Source organism: Enterobacter sp. HNDS-6 (genome assembly GCF_039850505.1).
Taxonomy (GTDB): Bacteria; Pseudomonadota; Gammaproteobacteria; order Enterobacterales; family Enterobacteriaceae; genus Enterobacter; species Enterobacter kobei.
This window is the reverse complement of sequence record NZ_CP156673.1, coordinates 364,443-381,520: the sequence shown is the minus strand read 5'-3', so window position 1 is coordinate 381,520 and position 17,078 is coordinate 364,443. Positions and strand designations below refer to the sequence as shown.

Here is a 17,078-nt window from a genome sequence, read left to right as displayed (position 1 = left end):
TTCTAAGGGGGGGTAATTATTAAAAGCCTCTATGACTAAAGAGGCTTTAATGAGAAAAAGCTTGAAAGTTATAGTCACGCAATCCTGCACGCATCCGCTTCCCAGCGGTACCCCACGCCGTACACCGCGCGGATAAACGACTGCTCGGCGTCCAGCGCCTCCAGCTTGCGGCGCAGGTTTTTGATGTGGCTGTCGATGGTGCGGTCAGTCACGACGCGGTAATCGTCATACAGGTGGTTCAGCAGCTGTTCGCGGGAGAACACTTTTCCCGGCTCGTGGGAGAGGGTTTTCAGCAGGCGGAATTCGGCAGGCGTCAGGTCCAGCAGCTTACTGCGCCAGCTTGCCTGGAAACGGCTTTCGTCGACAATCAGCGGGCTTTGTGCATCCAGCACCTGCAGTTCGCGCTGCGGTTTGCAGCGGCGCAGAATGGTTTTCACCCGGGCGACCACTTCACGCGGGCTGTAGGGTTTACAGATGTAATCGTCCGCGCCGATTTCGAGGCCCAGCAGGCGGTCAATCTCTTCAATTTTGGCGGTGACCATGACGATCGGCACGTCGGAGAAGCGACGAATTTCCCGGCACAGGGTCAGGCCATCGGTACCCGGTAGCATCAGGTCCAGCAGGATCAGGTCCGGCGGCGTCTGGCGCACGTACGCCAATACCTGGTCGCCGTGGCTTATCAGTGACGGGGCATAGCTGGCCGCGCGTAAATAGTCGATCAGCAGTTGCCCCAGCTTGGGTTCGTCTTCGACAATCAAAATACGTGGCGTGTTTTCGTCAATCGGTAACTCGGTCATGCTTCTCTCGATAAATCCCGTTCCAGAGGTAACTCTACTGTAATGCTAACCCCGCCAAAAGGCGAATGGGCGGCGCGGATCGTCCCATTATGCGCCTCGACGATGTTAACGCAAATCGCCAGCCCCAGGCCGGATCCGCCGCTGGCGCGGTTGCGGGAGCCTTCGGTCCGGTAAAAACGTTCGAACAGCTTGTTCAGCTGCGCATCCTGCACCCCTGGGGCGGAATCGGCGAAGGTGAGGGCGAAGCGCCCGTTTTCTTGTCTGCCGGAGATATGCAGCCCGCCGCCGCTGTCGGTATAGCGCAGGCTGTTTTCCAGCAGATTATTGAAGAGCTGCATCAGACGATCTTTGTCGCCAAACACCACCGCGCTGTCCGGCAGGGAGAGATCGATCTTCAGGTTGCGGCTGGCAAACCGTTCCCGGAAGGCGCCGCTGGCAACTTCAAGCACGTTAATAACATCAACCGGCGCCTTCTGGTAAGCCAGAGCCCCTTCGTCGGACATAGAGAGCTGGTGGAGGTCATCCACCAGCTTGGTGAGTGTGCCCACTTCCGCCTGCAGAGAGGCCACCGATTCAGGCGTAAACTGACGCACGCCGTCCTGAATGGCTTCCAGCTCGCCGCGCAGGACCGCCAGCGGCGTGCGCAGTTCGTGAGAAATATCGGCCATAAAGTCGCGTCGCATCTGCTGGTTTTTCTCCAGCGTGCTGGCGAGCTGGTTAAAGTCCTGCGCCAGCCGGCCGAGTTCGTCCTGGCTACGGGTATCGACGCGGGTGGTGAAATCCCCGGCGGCCAGCTTGTGCGTCCCTTCCACCAGCCGCTTTACCGGGGCGAGCAGACCGCGCGCCAGCGGGAAGGTGGCGAGCGCGGCGAGCAGGGTGGAGAGGGCGACAATCAGCCAACTGGTCCGGCGCTGCTGGCGGTCAAAGTTGATGTCGGTATTGCGCGTCAGGCGCTCCACCGGGGAGGCGATAACCCAGCCGACGGTGGCGTTATTGACCTTAATCGCCCGCCGGGTACCGTCCGGCGGAATCGGCGCGCGCGGGCCAACCAGCGTGCGCATCTCCTGGTCAATGACCCAAAACTGGGTGCGCCAGCCGTGCGGCGGCATGCCCGGGCCGGGACGATCGTCCCCGGTATCGTGCTCCAGCGAGCGCAGGATCTGGAAAATAAAGCGGTCATTGTTGCGCAGAAAACGCCAGTTGCCGTGCTGGGCGTACTGCTCGCCCAGCGCATCGCTTAAGCCCTGCAGACGCTGCTCGTTGCCGTGCTTAATGTAATCAATAAAACCCCGCTCAAAGCTGACCCGCACGGCCCAGTGCATGGTGATCAGCAGGACGATACAGGTGGCGAAGATCGCCACAAAGAGCTTGCCGGTGATCCCCGGTCGCCAGAATTTCATGAGCCACTCCTTTTGCCGCGCCTAATCACGACGTTCTTGCTGGTATCATCCGGCACTCTGGCGAAGATGAATGCGGGCAGGGCGATGATGACCGCCATGCTGAGATACGTATATAAAAAGATCTGATGCGCCACCGGCGTATCGACGCTGAGATGGTGCTGGCCGTACATGCCGAGCAGCAGTCCGGCGATCGTCACCCCCACGCTCATGGAGAGCTGCATGATCATCGACAGCAGGCTGTTGCCGCTGCTCGCCAGTTCGTCCGGCAGATCTTTCAGCGTCAGGGTATTCATCGACGAGAAACGCATGGAGTTGATGATTCCCTGGCAGAACAGGACCAGCGGCAGAACGTAGAACCAGCCCATTAACGCCACGGCCATGAACAGCAGGCTCACCAGCGCCAGCCCCAGCGTGGCGGCCACCAGCACGTGACGATAGCCAAAACGGTTCACCACCTGCACTACGATGCGCTTCATGCCCATGCTGCCGAGCACCATCGGGATCATCATCAGGCCCGCGTGAAACGGTGAAAATCCCATCCCGATTTGCAGAAAAACGGGGGTCATGAACGGCAACATGCCGCTGCCAATACGTCCGGCAAAACTTCCCAGCAGTCCCAGACGGTAGGTCGGGTTTTTAAACAAATTCAGGCTGAACAAGGCCCGATCGTTTCCTCTGGCATGCCACAGGTACCACAGAATCGCGGAGATGCCGAGGGCGACCAGAACACCGAGCATGAGGGAAGAGATCCCCAGCCCCTTTTGTCCGTCGAGCGCCAGAGTGAGCGTGGCCATGCCCGCTGCCAGCAGAATGAAACCGAAGAAATCGAAGCGACGCGTCTGCATTGTGTAGTTCGGCATCAGCGCCAGGGTGGCAATCGCGCCGATGATGCCCACCGGCAGGTTGATTAAGAAAATCCAGTGCCACGAGGCGTACTCCACCAGCATCCCGCCCAGCGCCGGGCCCAGCAGCGGCCCCACCTGGCCGGGCAGGGTGACAAAGGTCATCGCCGCCATGTACTGCTCGCGCGGGACAATCTTCATCACCGTTAACCGCCCGACGGGCACCATCATCGCCCCGCCAACGCCCTGCAGCACGCGCGCCATGACCAGCTGGTCGAGGGTGCTGGCCTGAGCGCAAAACAGCGAGCCGGTGGTGAACAGCACGATGGCGGTAAAGAAGATATTTCGCACGCCCACTTTGTCCGCCAGCCAGCCGCTGGCAGGCAGCATGACGGCAACCGTCAGCACGTAGGCGACAATCACCATATGCATATGCAGCGGGCTCTCCCCCAGGCTTTTCGCCATGGAGGGGAGGGCAGTATTGACGATGGTCGTGTCCAGCGACTGCATAAAGAAGCCGAAGGCGACTATCCATAACTGCCAGCGAACGTTAGCGGGGAGGTCGGTCATTTACTCGGTCACCGTGGATCTGTTTTTACGCGAAAAACGCAGCCGCAGGCGGTCGAAGAACAGATAGACCACCGGCGTGGTGTACAGCGTCAGCAGCTGGCTCATCACCAGGCCGCCGACAATGGTGATCCCCAGCGGCTGGCGCAGTTCAGACCCGTCGCCGCCCGAGACAACCAGCGGCAACGCACCAAACAGTGCCGCCAGGGTGGTCATCATGATCGGACGAAAACGCAGCAGGCACGCCTGGAAGATCGCCTCTTCCGGGGAGAGATTGCCATTACGCTGGGCGTCCAGCGCGAAGTCGACCATCATAATCGCGTTTTTCTTCACGATACCGATCAATAGCATGATCCCGATGAGCGCGATAAGGCTGAATGGCGCACCAAACAGCTCAAGCGCCAGCAGTGCCCCCACGCCTGCGGAGGGTAGCGTCGAGAGAATAGTCAGCGGGTGAACGTAGCTCTCATACAGGATACCCAGCACAATGTAGACCGTGGCGATGGCGGCCAGAATCAAAATCACCTGCGAGTTCATCGTCTCCTGGAACACCTGCGCGGTGCCGGCAAAACTGCCGCGCACGGTGGACGGCACGCCGAGCTGCGTCATGGCGCGATTGATCGCATCGCTGGCCTCAGAAAGCGACGATCCGGCGGGCAGGTTAAAGGAGATGGTCGACGCCGCTGACAGCCCCTGGTGGTTCACCGACAGCGGCGCGTTGGCTGGCTGCCAGCTGGCAAAGTAGGAGAGCGGTATCGCCTTGCCGTCGTTGTTAATCACAAACATTTTGTCCAGGGCGCTGATGTCCTGGGTGTAGCGCGGGTCCACCTCCATCACCACCTTGTACTGGTTCATTGGCTGGTAGATGGTCGAGATCTCACGCTGGCCGAAGGCGTTGTTCAGCAGGCTGTTGGCGGCCTCAACGTTGATGCCCAGCCGCGACATGGTTTCGCGGTCGTAGGTCAGGGCCATCTCTGCGCCGTTGTCCTGCTGGTCGGAGTTCACGTCCGCCAGATCCGGCAGGGCGGCCAGCGCCTTGCGGATCTTCGGTTCCCACTCGCGCAGGGCGGCCAAATCATCCGAGAGCAGCGTGTACTGATAGCTGGCGTTAGCCTGACGCCCGCCGACGCGGATATCCTGAACGGCCATCAAAAACAGGTTGGCCCCCGGCTCTTTGGCGAGCTTGACCCGCAGGCGATCGATCACCTGCTGGGCGGTTTCATTGCGCTCGCTGCGCGGTTTGAGGGTGATAAACATCATCCCGCTGTTGACGCGCGATCCGCCGGTAAAGCCGGTGACGTTATCCACGGCGTTGTCTTCACGAATGATCTTCATAAAGTCCTGCAGCTTGCCGCGCATCGCCTGGAACGAAATGCTCTGGTCCGCCTGAATGCCGCCCATCAGCACGCCGGTATCTTGCTCCGGGAAGAAGGTTTTCGGGATGGTGATATACATCCAGACGTTGAGCACAATGGTGCCGATGAGCACCAGGCCGACAAGCCGGGTATGGTTGAGCACCCACTTCAGCGATTTGCCATAGCCTTCCTGCATCGCCATCAGGAAACGGCCAAAGCCTTTGCGACGCGGCTGGGAGTGCGGCTTGCTGCGCTTGAGCATCCACCCGCACATCATCGGCGTGAGCGTCAGCGAAATCAGCAGCGAGATGCCGATGGCGACCGAAAGCGTGACGGCAAACTCCCGCAACAGCCGACCCGGCAGGCCGCCCATCAGCAGCAGCGGCAGGAACACCGCCACCAGGGACAGGCTCATGGAGAGCACCGTAAAGCCCACCTCGCGCGTCCCCTGCAGCGCGGCCTGAAGTGGCTTCACGCCCGCTTCCAGATGGCGGGAAATGTTCTCCAGCACCACGATAGCGTCATCCACCACAAAACCCGTCGCAATGGTCAGGGCCATCAGCGACAGGTTATTGAGGCTAAACCCGCACAGGTACATGGCGGCAAAGGTGCCAATAAGCGACACCGGCACGGCCACCGCCGGGATCAGCGTCGCCCGACCGGAGCGCAGGAACAGGAATACCACCAGGATCACCAGTGCGACGGAGATCACCAGCGTCTGCTCCACCTCCTCAAGCGAGGCGCGAATGGTCGGGGAACGATCCTGGGCAATTTGCAGATCGATCGCGGCCGGGATAGTCTCCTGCAGCTCCGGGAGGCGGGCGCGAATGCTGTTCACCGTCTCAATAATGTTCGCTTCCGGCAGCTTACGAATCATCAGCAGGATAGCCGGTTTGGCGTTGGTCATCCCGGCGTTGCGTACGTCCTGCACGGAGTCCGTCACGCTGGCGACATCGCTTAAGCGTACCGCCGCGCCGTTGTTGTAGTGAATAATCAACGGCTGATATTCAGCTGCAGTTTTCAGCTCGTCGTTGGTGTGGATCTGCCAGCGGTGGCTGCTGTCCTCAACCGCCCCTTGCGGTTTGCGCACGTTGGCGTTGCTGATGGCGGATCGCACATCGTCCAGCGACACGCCCTGATTGAACAGCGCCTGCGGGTTTAATCCCACGCGCACGGCGGGCAGGGAGCTCCCGCCGACGCTCACGTCACCGACGCCGTTAATCTGCGAGATCGTCTGCGCCAGCTGGGTGGACGCAAAGTCGTACAGCTGCCCCTGAGAGTAGGTATCCGACGTCAGCGTCAGGATCATGATCGGCGCATCCGACGGGTTGGCCTTGCGGTAGGTCGGCCGGCTCGGCATGCCGCTCGGCAGCAGGCTTTGCGCGGCGTTGATGGCGGCCTGCACGTCGCGCGCTGCGCCGTTAATATCCCGGTCGAAGCTGAACTCCAGAATGATGCGCGTACTGCCGAGCGAACTGCTGGAGGTCATCTCGTTGACCCCGGCAATCCGCCCGAGAGAGCGCTCCAGCGGCGTGGCGACGGATGACGCCATGGTTTCCGGTGAGGCGCCCGGCAGCGAGGCGCTGACCATGATCACCGGGAAATCCACCTGCGGCAGGGGAGCCACCGGCAGTAGTCGGAAACCGAGCACGCCGCAGAGGGTGATGGCGAGCGAGATTAATATTGTCGCCACCGGGCGATAAATGAAGAGGGCGAAAAACTTCACTTACGCCTCCTCTTCACGTTTCGGGAAGCGGCTTTTCGTCCACAGCGCCAGACGGTCAAACAGCAGATAAATCACCGGTGTGGTGAACAGGGTCAATACCTGGCTCACCAGCAGACCGCCGACCATGCCTATTCCCAGCGGGCGGCGCAGCTCCGCGCCGACACCGGTGCTGAGCATCAGCGGCAGTGCGCCAAGCAGGGCCGCCAGCGTGGTCATCAGGATCGGACGAAAACGCAGCAGACAAGCCTGGAAGATAGCCTCACGCGGCGACATGCCCTGCTCACGTTCGGCGGCCAGCGCAAAGTCGATCATCATGATGGCGTTTTTCTTCACGATCCCAATTAACAGGATGATGCCGATAATGGCAATCACGTCCAGCTCGCTTCCCGCTAGCATTAATGCCAGCAGCGCCCCCACGCCTGCCGTCGGCAGGGTAGAGAGGATGGTGATCGGGTGGATAAAGCTTTCATACAGCACGCCGAGCACGATGTACATTGCCACGACGGCGGCGACAATCAGCCAGATGGTGTTGCCCAGTGCGGCCTGGAACGCTAGCGTGCTGCCCTGGAACTGGGTCTGAATATCGGACGGGAAGCTGAGCGCTTTTTCAGCCGCCTGGATCGCCTCCACCGCTTCGCCGAGCGAATAATTGTCCGACACGTTGAAGGAAATCGTGGTGGACGGGAACTGATCCAGGTGGTTAATCGACAGCGGGGTATAGCGCTCTTCCACCGTGGCGATAGCGCTTAACGGCACAATCCCACCGTCTTTGCTGGTCAGGCGCACCGAATCCAGCCCGGCCAGACCGGGTGTATTTTCCGTGTTGTGCTCCAGTACCACGCGGTATTGATTCGCCTGGGTGTAGATGGTGGAGATCAGTCGCTGCCCAAACGCGTTATACAGGGCGTTATCCACGTCCGCCATGGTAATGCCGAGACGGCTTGCCGTGTCGCGGTTGACGTTCACATACGCGGCCAGCCCTTTGTCCTGCCAGTCGCTGCTTACATCGTTAAGTTGCGGCAGGGTTTTTAGCTTATCGACCAGCTGCGGCACCCAGGTGCTGAGGGCATCCAGCGTGGTGGCCTGCAGCGTAAACTGGTACTGCGTGCGGCTGACCTGGGTATCAATGGTCAAATCCTGTATCGGTTGCAGATAAAGCTCCACGCCCGGGACGCGAGCGACGGCGCTTTGCAGCCGTTCAATAACGGCATTGACGCGATCGTCACGCTCATCCAGCGGTTTGAGGTTGATCTGCAGACGGGCGCTGTTCAGCGACGGGTTGGTGCCGTCGACGCCAACGTAGGACGTCAGGCTCTCTACCGCCGGGTCTTTCATGACGATCTCAGACACCTGCTGCTGACGCTGCGCCATATTGGCGAAGGAGACCGACTGCGGCGCCTGCAGGGTTCCCTGAATAATGCCGTTGTCCTGAATCGGGAAGAAGCCTTTCGGGATAAAAATCCACAGCATCACGCTGAGCGCCAGCGTGCCAAGCGCCACGCCGAGCGTGGCCCATGGATGGTTCAGCACTTTGGCCAGCACGCGACCATACGCCGCAATGATCCGTTCGAACATCCGCTCGGAGGCGAGCGAGAAGCGGTTTTGCTTGCGCAGGGACGCGTGGCTCAGCATCCGGGCGCACATCATCGGCGTCAGGGTCAATGACACCACGGCGGAGATCAAAATGGCCACCGCCAGCGTGACGGCAAATTCGCGGAACAGTCGCCCGACGATATCGCCCATAAACAGCAGCGGGATCAGCACGGCAATCAGCGAGAAGGTCAGCGAGATAATGGTAAAGCCGATCTCACCCGCCCCTTTCAGCGCCGCCGCCAGCGGTTTTTCGCCTTTCTCGATATAGCGCGAGATGTTCTCGATAACCACGATGGCGTCGTCCACCACGAAGCCGGTGGCGATGGTGAGCGCCATTAGCGTTAGGTTGTTGATTGAAAAATCGAGGAACACCATCACCGCAAACGTGCCAACCAGCGAGAGCGGCACGGCGACGGCGGGAATAATGGTTGCCGGGACGTTGCGCAGGAACAGGTAGATAATCATCACGACCAGGGCAATCGCCAGCATCAGTTCGAACTGAGTGTCGGTGACCGACGCGCGAATGTTCGTGGTGCGGTCGGAAAGCACCTTCACGCTGACCGACTTCGGCAGGCTTTCGATCAGCTGCGGCAGCATGGTGCGAATGCTGTCGGCGGTTTCGATGATGTTGGCGCCCGGCTGGCGCTGGACGTTCATTACGATCGCCTGCTGCTTGTTCGCCCATGCGCCAAGCCAGCTATTCTCCGCCCCTTGCTCCACCGTCGCCACATCGCCCAGACGCACCGGGGCGCCGTTCTGGTAAGCAATAATCAGCTGACGGTATTCATCCGCGGACTGCATCTGATCGTTGGCAGAGAGCGTGACGGCGCGGGTTGGGCCGTCCAGCGAGCCTTTTGCCGAATTAACGTTGGCGCTGCTGATGGCGGTGCGGATGGTTTCACTGGTCAGCCCCAGTGCGGCAATCGCCTGCGCATTAAGCTTAACGCGCACCGCCGGGCGCTGCCCGCCCGCCAGCGTGACGAGACCGACGCCGGAGACCTGAGAAATCTTTTGCGCCACGCGGGTCTCGACCATGTCTTCCACCTGCGTCATTGGCATGGCGGAGGAGGTGACGGCAAGCGTCATGATCGGCGGATCCGCCGGGTTTACTTTGCTGTAGACCGGCGGGTTAGGCAGGTCCGACGGCAGCAGGTTGGTGGCCGCATTGATGGCGGCCTGAACTTCCTGCTCGGCTACATCCAGTGACAGCGTCAGCTGGAACTGTAGCGTCACGACAGAGGCCCCGCCGGAGCTTTGGGAGGACATCTGCTTCAGGCCCGACATCTGCCCAAACTGGCGCTCCAGCGGGGCGGTGATGGCGGACGTCACCACGTCCGGGCTGGCGCCGGGATAAAGCGTCACCACCTGAATGGTGGGGTAATCCACTTCCGGCAGCGCCGAGACGGGCAGGAAGCGGTAGCCGATAATCCCCGCCAGCAGGATCGCCACCATCAGCAGCGTGGTGGCGACAGGACGGAGGATAAACAGGCGTGACGGCCCACCTGTAGCGACGGGAGGCATAACCTGCATCAGGAGGCCGCTCCCTGTTTCGCAGGTTCAACCACTTCCACTTTCGCCCCTTCAGTCAGACGGTCGATACCGTCGGTGACCACGCGGTCGCCAGCGGAAAGCCCGGCGCTGATTACCACCGTCTGACTGTCCTGAATCCCGGTTTTCACCAGATGCTTACTGACTTTGTTTTCACTGTTCAGTACCCAGACAAAGTTGCCTTCGTTACCCATCTGCAGCGCGGCGGTGGGGATCACCACCGCGTTCTCTTCGGTCGCGACCAGCATTCGCGCGTTGACGAACTGGTTCGGGAAGAGGGCATCGTCCTGGTTGTTAAAGCGGGCCTTCAGCTTAATGGTACCGGTCGTGGTGTCGATCTGGTTATCCAGGCTGAGCAGGCTACCTTCGCTGAGCTTCTGTTTATTGGTGCGGTCCCAGGCTTCCACCACCAGGCCTTTCCCGGCTTTTTGCGCCTGAATGACCGTCGCAATGTCGCTTTCCGGCAGGGTAAAGACTAAATCAATCGGGTGAGTCTGGGTGATCACCACGATGCCCGTGGTATCTCCGCTGGAGATTTGGTTGCCGATATCGACCTGCTTCAGACCAACCCGCCCGTCAATCGGTGCGGTGATGCGGCTCCAGTCGAGCTGTAACTGGGCGCTGGCCACGGCGGCTTCGTCGGCTTTGATGGTGCCCTGCGTTTCGCTGACCAGCGACTGCTGTGTGTCCAGCTCCTGGCGGGAGACCAGATTGGTTTTTACCAGCTGCTGATAGCGCGCTAAATCACGCCGGGCGTTGGCAAGGGTGGCTTTGTCTTTCGCGAGCTGTCCCTGCGCCTGGGCGAGGGCCACCTTAAACTGGCTTGGGTCGATCTCCGCCAGTAAGTCACCGGCCTTAACCTGCTGACCTTCCTGGAAGTGGATCGCAATGAGCTGACCATCGACGCGGCTACGCACCGTGGCGGTGTTAGCGGCGGTAATGGTTCCGAGCCCCGTCAGATAACGCGGAACGGCTTTACTCACCGCCGTAGCTGCCTGAACCGGCGCCAGCGCACCGCCTCGCATACCGTGACGGCCGCCACCTGCCGGGCGCTGTGATGCGCTGTTGGCACCGGCGGGGGCGCCAGAGTTTGCGGATTGGCTGTGCCAGTACCAGGCGGCGGCAAGTGCCACCACAATGATGCCAGCGGCGATTGCCCAGCGGGATTTATTACGGCCTTTCATCGTTATACGTTCTCATCCTGAATACTTCGGGGAATGATACTAGTTTAGTCAGGCAACACAGCGGAAAAATGGAGGAAATATGGAAGACTGTCTGGAATTGTCTGAGTGTGGTGCTTTTTTTTCGCCGGGTGGCGCTTCGCTTACCCGGCCTACGGTTCGAGGGTTTTGTGGGCCGGGTAAGGCGAAGCCGCCACCCGGCACCGCGGCATTAGCTAAACATCACCTGCGCCCAGCGCGCCAGCCCCGCGGTAACGGAGCCAAAGTCATCGCCACCGGCAACCGGAATACCCGGCAACTGTTCCGCCAGCGCTTTTTTGATCAGCGGTGAACGGGCGCTTCCGCCGGTCAGGTAGATGACGTCCGGCTTCTCTTTGCCGTTCTCCAGCGCGAGTTGCACCTGTTCCAGTATGCGCTGTAGCGGCTGCGCGAGCGCGGTCTCCAGCCCCTCCTGTGAAATCGCCGTGGCCAGATCGTCGCTGATAAATGGCAAGGACACCGCATGTTCAGCGCGGTTTGAAAGGGCAATTTTGCTCTCTTCGGCGGTGCGTACCACGCGGTAGCTCAGGCGCTGACGCCACACTTTATACAGCAGGGCGACTTTATCGGCGTCCTGCGCATCACGCATCAGGTCATTCAGGAAGCGGCCGTTGGCGGTACTGTAAAAATCACTCTGCGCCGGGACGTCGTTGATGGCAATCGCGTTCCACCACGGCAGGATCGGCAGGGCGATGCCTTTTTCCGTTTGCCCGCCCATGCCGAGCAGCGGCATCAGGCTCTTGAATGCCAGGGCGATATCCAGATCGTTACCGCCCACGCGGCAGCCGCTGTGCCCCAGCAGGCTATTTTCACGGTCGCGGCGGTGATGCCACTGCGGCCCCATCAGCAGCAGCGAGCAGTCCGTTGTACCCCCGCCGATATCCACGACCAGCACCCGTTTTTCTTCCGTCAACGTGGCCTCAAAGTCCAGTCCCGCCGCAACTGGCTCATACTGGAACACCACGTCGCGAAAGCCTGCCCGGTGCGCCGCGCGCTCAAGGATCCCCTGCGCCTGCTGGTTGGCCTCATCGCCGCCCAGCCCCTGGAAGTTGATCGGGCGGCCAATCACGGCCTGGGTAATCGTCTCGGGGACCTGCGTCTGCGCCTGATGACGGATATGCAGCATCATGGCGCATACCAGGTCTTCAAACACCGCCACCTGCTGCGGCTTGAGGCCGCTGGCCCCGAGGAAAGATTTTGGCGATTTAACAAAGTAGACCTCTTCCGGGTCTTCAATGTAATGCCCGAGTGAAGAGAGGCCGAACTGCACGCTGGAAGGCGTAACGTCGATATCTTCCTCGCGGTTAAAGCTGACCGCCCGGCGCAGCAGCGCCTGGGTTTCTGCCGCAGTCGCCGGAACCTGATGGTGGCGGAACAGCCACTCGCTCACCGCTTCACGCGTCGGCGCGCAGAGCATTGACGGCAGCAGCGTGCTCTCTTTTTCCATTTTCAGGAGCTGTGGTTGCCCGTTTTGCATAATTGCAACCGAGCAGTTTGCCGTACCGTAGTCGAATCCGATAAACACAATAAATCCCCATGCCAGTGAGAAGGGGCGAGACTTTAGCGGAATGCCTGTCCGGCGACAACAGGAATATGAAAGCAAGGCGTAACACGCTTTTTCAGTTTATCCTGAGGGGAACAAAAAAGGAGCGACAATGCATACCCTGACCTGGCACCCCCCTTACGACTGGCAATGGATGTTTGGCTTTCTTGGCGCCCGTGCGGTGGCGGGGGTTGAGACGGTCACGGAAAGCTATTACGAGCGCAGTTTTGCCTGTGAAGGGCGTCAGGGGATCTTCCGCGTTACGCCGGACACGCAAACCCATACGCTACAGGTCACGCTGAGCCCGGGGTTAACGCTGGTGGCCGGACTTTGCCTTGAGCGTATCGGGCGTCTGTTCGATCTTGCCTGCGATCCGCAGGACGTCCACCGGACTTTGGGCGATCTCGGCGCCGCGCGGCCAGGCCTGCGTTTGCCCGGGGCGATGGATGCCTACGAACAGGGCGTGCGGGCCATTCTGGGTCAACTGGTCAGCGTGGCGATGGCGGCGAAACTGGCTTCACGCGTTGTCGCCCTGTGCGGCGAGCCGGTCAAGGATGCGCCGGGCTATGTCTGCTTTCCCTCCCCACAAGCCCTGGCGGCTGCCGACCCGCTGGCGCTCAAAGCGCTCGGGATGCCGGTCAAACGCGCGGAATCGCTGATTCATCTGGCACAGTCGGTCGTCGACGGGACATTTCCGCTCACGCCGCCTGAGGACGTTGAGGCAGGCATGAAGGCGTTACAACAACGGCCGGGTATTGGCCGCTGGACGGCAAATTACCTCGCCCTTCGCGGCTGGCAGGCGAAAGATGTGTTTCTTCCTGATGATTATCTGATTAAGCAACGTTTCGCCGGGATGACGCCTGCGCAAATTCGTCGCTATGCCGAGCGCTGGCAGCCGTGGCGCTCCTACGCGCTGCTGCACATCTGGTATACCGACGGCTGGGCGCCGTCAGTTGATGGCGAAATAACTGGTGTTGAGCAGTAGATCCAGCGGCTGCGGCTCGGCGATGGTGTCACCATAGATAAAATCAATGCCAATGCCGGAAAGCGTATCCATCATGATGGGCTGGTTGCAGGGGCCAGCGATGGTTCTCATCCCCAGACGCTGGGCATGGCCCTGAACGATGGTCACCATCATCTCATCCATCAGGTTGCCATAGACGTTGCTCACGACTTCGGCATCCAGCATCAGGTAATCGGCCATGTTCGGACTCAGGTGGGTGAAAATGTCCATGTCGCGGCCTATCTGGCTGAGGATCACGCGGCAGCCCGCCTGGCGAAGCTTTTGTAAACCCCGCTGCAGATTCTCATCCGAATCACACACCACGCCGGCAGGGATCACCAGATGCAGCAGACGGCCCGGCATTGGGCTTTTATCAAGAAGATCGAGGAGTTCGTCGACCAGCGTCACGCTGGCTAAACCGGCTGCCGAAAGCGGCAATGCGATCCCCATGCCTTTACTGGCGATCCTGGCGGCAGATGTCCGGAAGAAGTCGCTAAAGATGCGTCTGTCGAGGGCGTGCAGCAGTTCCGGCTCTGCCAGGCCAGAACGGAAGGCGTGTTCCTCCAGGACTTCGCCCTGGCTGGTCCACAGGCGCAGCGAAATCAGCCAGAAATTACAGCTCTCCGGTATGCGAGGGGAGGCGACGCTACGGGCTATCATCATCAGGTGATTGTCTTTGATCATGTGCCATTGTTCGTCCAGCGACATCATGCTGCGCGTGCTGTGATCCCGCTCCTGCTGCGGTTCGTAAACCGTCACGATGCCGCGCCCGCTGTTTTTCGAGGCATAACAGGCAATATCTGCCTGTGACATCACTTCTGACGCCAGGTGGTTATGTTCATCGATCAGCGTGATCCCGGCGCTGGCGCCAATTCGATGCAGGCGGCCTTCCCACATAAAGTGATAGTCGTTGATGCTATGGACCAGACGACCGGTGATATAGCGTGCGCTCTCAATATTGCAGTCCGGCAGCAACAGCCCAAACTCATCACCCCCCAGACGCGCCAGCACATCGCTGGAGCGCAGCATGGTTAACATCATGGAAGAGAGTTCCCGCAGCAGGGCATCGCCCGCCGCATGGCCTGCGGTATCATTGACGGCTTTGAAGCGGTCCAGATCGATAAAGACCAGCGCATGACGCTGCCGCGTCTCACGAACCGTTTGCAGGAGTCGTTTGAGGTGGTTTTCAAAGCTGACCCGGTTTGCCAGGTGGGTCAGGGCATCGTGCGACGCGCTGTAACTCAGCTGACGCAGCATTTTGCGCGACTCGGTGACATCCTGAATAACGATAACCGAGCCGATACTTTGTCCATCCAGCGTGCTGAGTGGCGTAATGCTGTAATGGATGTCAAACGCTCCACCCGTGCGGCAGTTCAGCACCACGTCCTGGTCGATATCTGAGCGTGACATATCCCCGCTGTGGATGTTCTCCATCAGCGGCCCTCGCTCCCCAAACGTGATGTGTAATACCTTGAGAACCGGCTGGCCGATAGCCTCGGTTTGTAGCCAGCCGCTCATCTTCTCGGCGACCGGGTTCATAAAGGTGACGTTCATGTCGATATCGGTACAGAGCACGGCTTCGCCGATGGAGTCGAGCGTGATATGCAGACGCTCTTTTTCCTGGAACAGCGCCTCGTTAAGCTGCTTAACCTCAGTCATGTCCATGTTGATGCCAAGCAAACGCTCGACTTCACCCTCTTTATTCAACACCCGGTTTGCCAGGGAGCGAATATGGCGCACGCCTTCCTTCACGCGGATACGGAATTCCAGCTTAAACGGCAGACGTGAGATCAGTGAATCCCGCAGCACCTGTTCTGCATGGGCGCGGTCTTCCGGCAGCATCGTGTCGTGCCAGAGCTGCCAGGTGGGCTTGATGTGCGGCGGGATTTCATACAGTTCGAACATCCGCTTATCCCAGCTGATGATGTCAGGCTCCAGATCCCACTCCCAGATGCCGATGCCGCCCGCTTCGTTGGCCAGCGTAATGCGCTCCATCAGGCGTTTGTTGACCCACTCGGTCTGCTTCAGGTCGTTAATGTCTTCAATCTGGGCGATAAAATAGAGCGGCGAGCCGTCGGTATGGCGCACAACGGAGACGGCAAGCAGCGCCCAGACCACTTCACCGTTGCGCGTGTAATAGCGCTTTTCAAGGGTATAGGTGTTGATGTCGCCGTTGACCAGCTGCTCCAGCTGTTCGAGGTCGGTGTGCAAATCTTCCGGCCAGGTGAGCTGCTGGAAGGTGAGTGACTGTAGTTCGGACTGGCTGTAACCGAGGAAATTGCACAGCGCTTTGTTGGCCTGTAGCCACTGCCCCTCAATGCTGACTAACGCCATCCCGATGGCGGAATACTCCATCGCATTACGAAAACGCGCTTCGCTTTCAGTGATGTGTTTGCGTTCGGCACGGAAGGCATACATCACCATGGTCATCACGTTCGCCGGGAGAAGCAGCATCAGGAACGGCAGCCAGGGCGCGTTGATCATCGGCCCTTCGTGTTGGGTGGTCAGCGCCTCAGGGTTATGGGCAATCATCAGGGACACGACCATCACGGTGACCAGAAACACCAGGAACGCTTCCATTCGCGGTAAGCGCACGGCGCTCCACATAAGCAGGACGATCACGCAGGTAAATGGCCATGGAAGCCAGGTGATGGCTGCCCAACTCAGGGCCAACGTCACGGCCATTGTGAGCAGCGTTTCCAGCAGCAGTCGCGGATCACGGTGGCGCAGCAGGTAGTGGGGTTTAAACAGTAATCCCAGCGGCACCAGTGCCAGCGCGCCAATGGATTCAGATAACACCCACACAATGAAATCGCGCAGTGGCTCAGGACCGGGAACCAGAAAAATCACCAGAATACCGCCTACCAGCGGCGGCACCAGCGCGCTGCCCATCGCCAGACGGATCCAGTCACTTAAATTTTGCAGCGGGTTATACCACGGGAGCAGTTTGCGCAGTAGTAATGCACCGACGACGGCCTCAATCACATTTATGGCGGTGTAGGTGAGGTTAATCGCCCCCCACGAGAACAACATCCACGAGGCCAGAATATTGCCGAACGAACAGGCCAGGGCAATGCCCGGCCACATTTTTCCCGCGTGGCGGTAAAACGCCACCATCATGATGGCGGTGGGGAACCAGAGCGGCGCCAGCAGGGTGCCGAAGCGGGTAAGCTCCAGCGAAAATAAGGTAAAGATAAAGGTGACCAGGCCCAGACAGACAAGTCGTAATAAAGGATGTGGGGTGGTAACCAAAACCCGCTGGTATTGTTTATTCATTACCGCTTTATCCAGAGACGCCGTGCCGTCAGGAGAGAAGTCCGTACGAGTGAATTTGATAATTTGGTTTATGCTAGTACAAACAATTTACAATTCATATGGCGACTGCTCATAATTTGACATCATAGACTTATTAAATAGTTACAGGTTAAAAAATCGCTGTGAAACGCTGAAAAAACGCGCATTAAAATTTCACTCAGGGAACAAT

General features: G+C 59.6%; 9 protein-coding genes. 1 reads left to right on the top strand and 8 read right to left on the bottom strand.

What is annotated here, in order from left to right; genetic code table 11:
• Window positions 1–74: 74 nt before the first annotated feature.
• From baeR to yegD, 7 genes are all read right to left on the bottom strand, one after another.
• Window positions 75–797 carry a two-component system response regulator BaeR gene (baeR, locus tag ABFI50_RS01730; RefSeq protein WP_014884522.1) on the bottom strand — a complete coding sequence of 241 codons (723 nt, stop codon included), beginning with the start codon at window positions 795–797 and terminating at the stop codon, window positions 75–77.
• Window positions 794–2,197, bottom strand: a complete 1,404-nt coding sequence (gene baeS, locus ABFI50_RS01725) for a two-component system sensor histidine kinase BaeS (RefSeq protein WP_166479355.1) — start codon at window positions 2,195–2,197, stop codon at window positions 794–796. Before baeS ends, baeR begins: the two co-directional genes overlap by 4 nt.
• Window positions 2,194–3,609 (bottom strand): MFS transporter, encoded by a 1,416-nt coding sequence (locus ABFI50_RS01720; RefSeq protein ID WP_248217446.1) that lies wholly within the window; start codon window positions 3,607–3,609, stop codon window positions 2,194–2,196. Before ABFI50_RS01720 ends, baeS begins: the two co-directional genes overlap by 4 nt.
• Window positions 3,610–6,687, bottom strand: a complete 3,078-nt coding sequence (gene mdtC, locus ABFI50_RS01715; protein ID WP_117581226.1) for a multidrug efflux RND transporter permease subunit MdtC — start codon at window positions 6,685–6,687, stop codon at window positions 3,610–3,612.
• Window positions 6,688–9,810, bottom strand: coding sequence for an MdtB/MuxB family multidrug efflux RND transporter permease subunit (locus tag ABFI50_RS01710; RefSeq protein ID WP_014884518.1), 3,123 nt, complete (start codon window positions 9,808–9,810; stop codon window positions 6,688–6,690).
• Window positions 9,810–11,012, bottom strand: coding sequence for an MdtA/MuxA family multidrug efflux RND transporter periplasmic adaptor subunit (locus ABFI50_RS01705; protein WP_014884517.1), 1,203 nt, complete (start codon window positions 11,010–11,012; stop codon window positions 9,810–9,812). The genes ABFI50_RS01710 and ABFI50_RS01705 overlap by 1 nt, the downstream gene beginning before the upstream one ends.
• A 208-nt stretch (window positions 11,013–11,220) precedes the next feature.
• On the bottom strand, window positions 11,221–12,573 hold the full coding sequence (yegD, locus tag ABFI50_RS01700; RefSeq protein ID WP_023330888.1) for a molecular chaperone: 1,353 nt from the start codon (window positions 12,571–12,573) through the stop codon (window positions 11,221–11,223).
• Between the two features lie 130 nt (window positions 12,574–12,703).
• On the opposite strand from yegD, the gene alkA reads away from it, so the two are divergent.
• Window positions 12,704–13,576, top strand: coding sequence for a DNA-3-methyladenine glycosylase 2 (gene alkA / locus ABFI50_RS01695; protein WP_063433719.1), 873 nt, complete (start codon window positions 12,704–12,706; stop codon window positions 13,574–13,576).
• On the opposite strand, the gene ABFI50_RS01690 is transcribed toward alkA, so the two are convergent.
• Window positions 13,541–16,870, bottom strand: a complete 3,330-nt coding sequence (locus tag ABFI50_RS01690; protein ID WP_014884514.1) for a diguanylate cyclase — start codon at window positions 16,868–16,870, stop codon at window positions 13,541–13,543. The genes alkA and ABFI50_RS01690 overlap by 36 nt on opposite strands.
• Window positions 16,871–17,078: the final 208 nt, after the last annotated feature.

What these genes read in the sequence shown, in the direction of transcription:
- baeR (WP_014884522.1), bottom strand. Translation starts at nt 797, where the DNA reads ATGACCGAGTTACCGATTGACGAAAACACGCCACGTATTTTGATTGTC.
- baeS (WP_166479355.1), bottom strand. Translation starts at nt 2,197, where the DNA reads ATGAAATTCTGGCGACCGGGGATCACCGGCAAGCTCTTTGTGGCGATC.
- ABFI50_RS01720 (WP_248217446.1), bottom strand. Translation starts at nt 3,609, where the DNA reads ATGACCGACCTCCCCGCTAACGTTCGCTGGCAGTTATGGATAGTCGCC.
- ABFI50_RS01710 (WP_014884518.1), bottom strand. Translation starts at nt 9,810, where the DNA reads ATGCAGGTTATGCCTCCCGTCGCTACAGGTGGGCCGTCACGCCTGTTT.
- ABFI50_RS01705 (WP_014884517.1), bottom strand. Translation starts at nt 11,012, where the DNA reads ATGAAAGGCCGTAATAAATCCCGCTGGGCAATCGCCGCTGGCATCATT.
- alkA (WP_063433719.1), top strand. Translation starts at nt 12,704, where the DNA reads ATGCATACCCTGACCTGGCACCCCCCTTACGACTGGCAATGGATGTTT.
- ABFI50_RS01690 (WP_014884514.1), bottom strand. Translation starts at nt 16,870, where the DNA reads ATGAATAAACAATACCAGCGGGTTTTGGTTACCACCCCACATCCTTTA.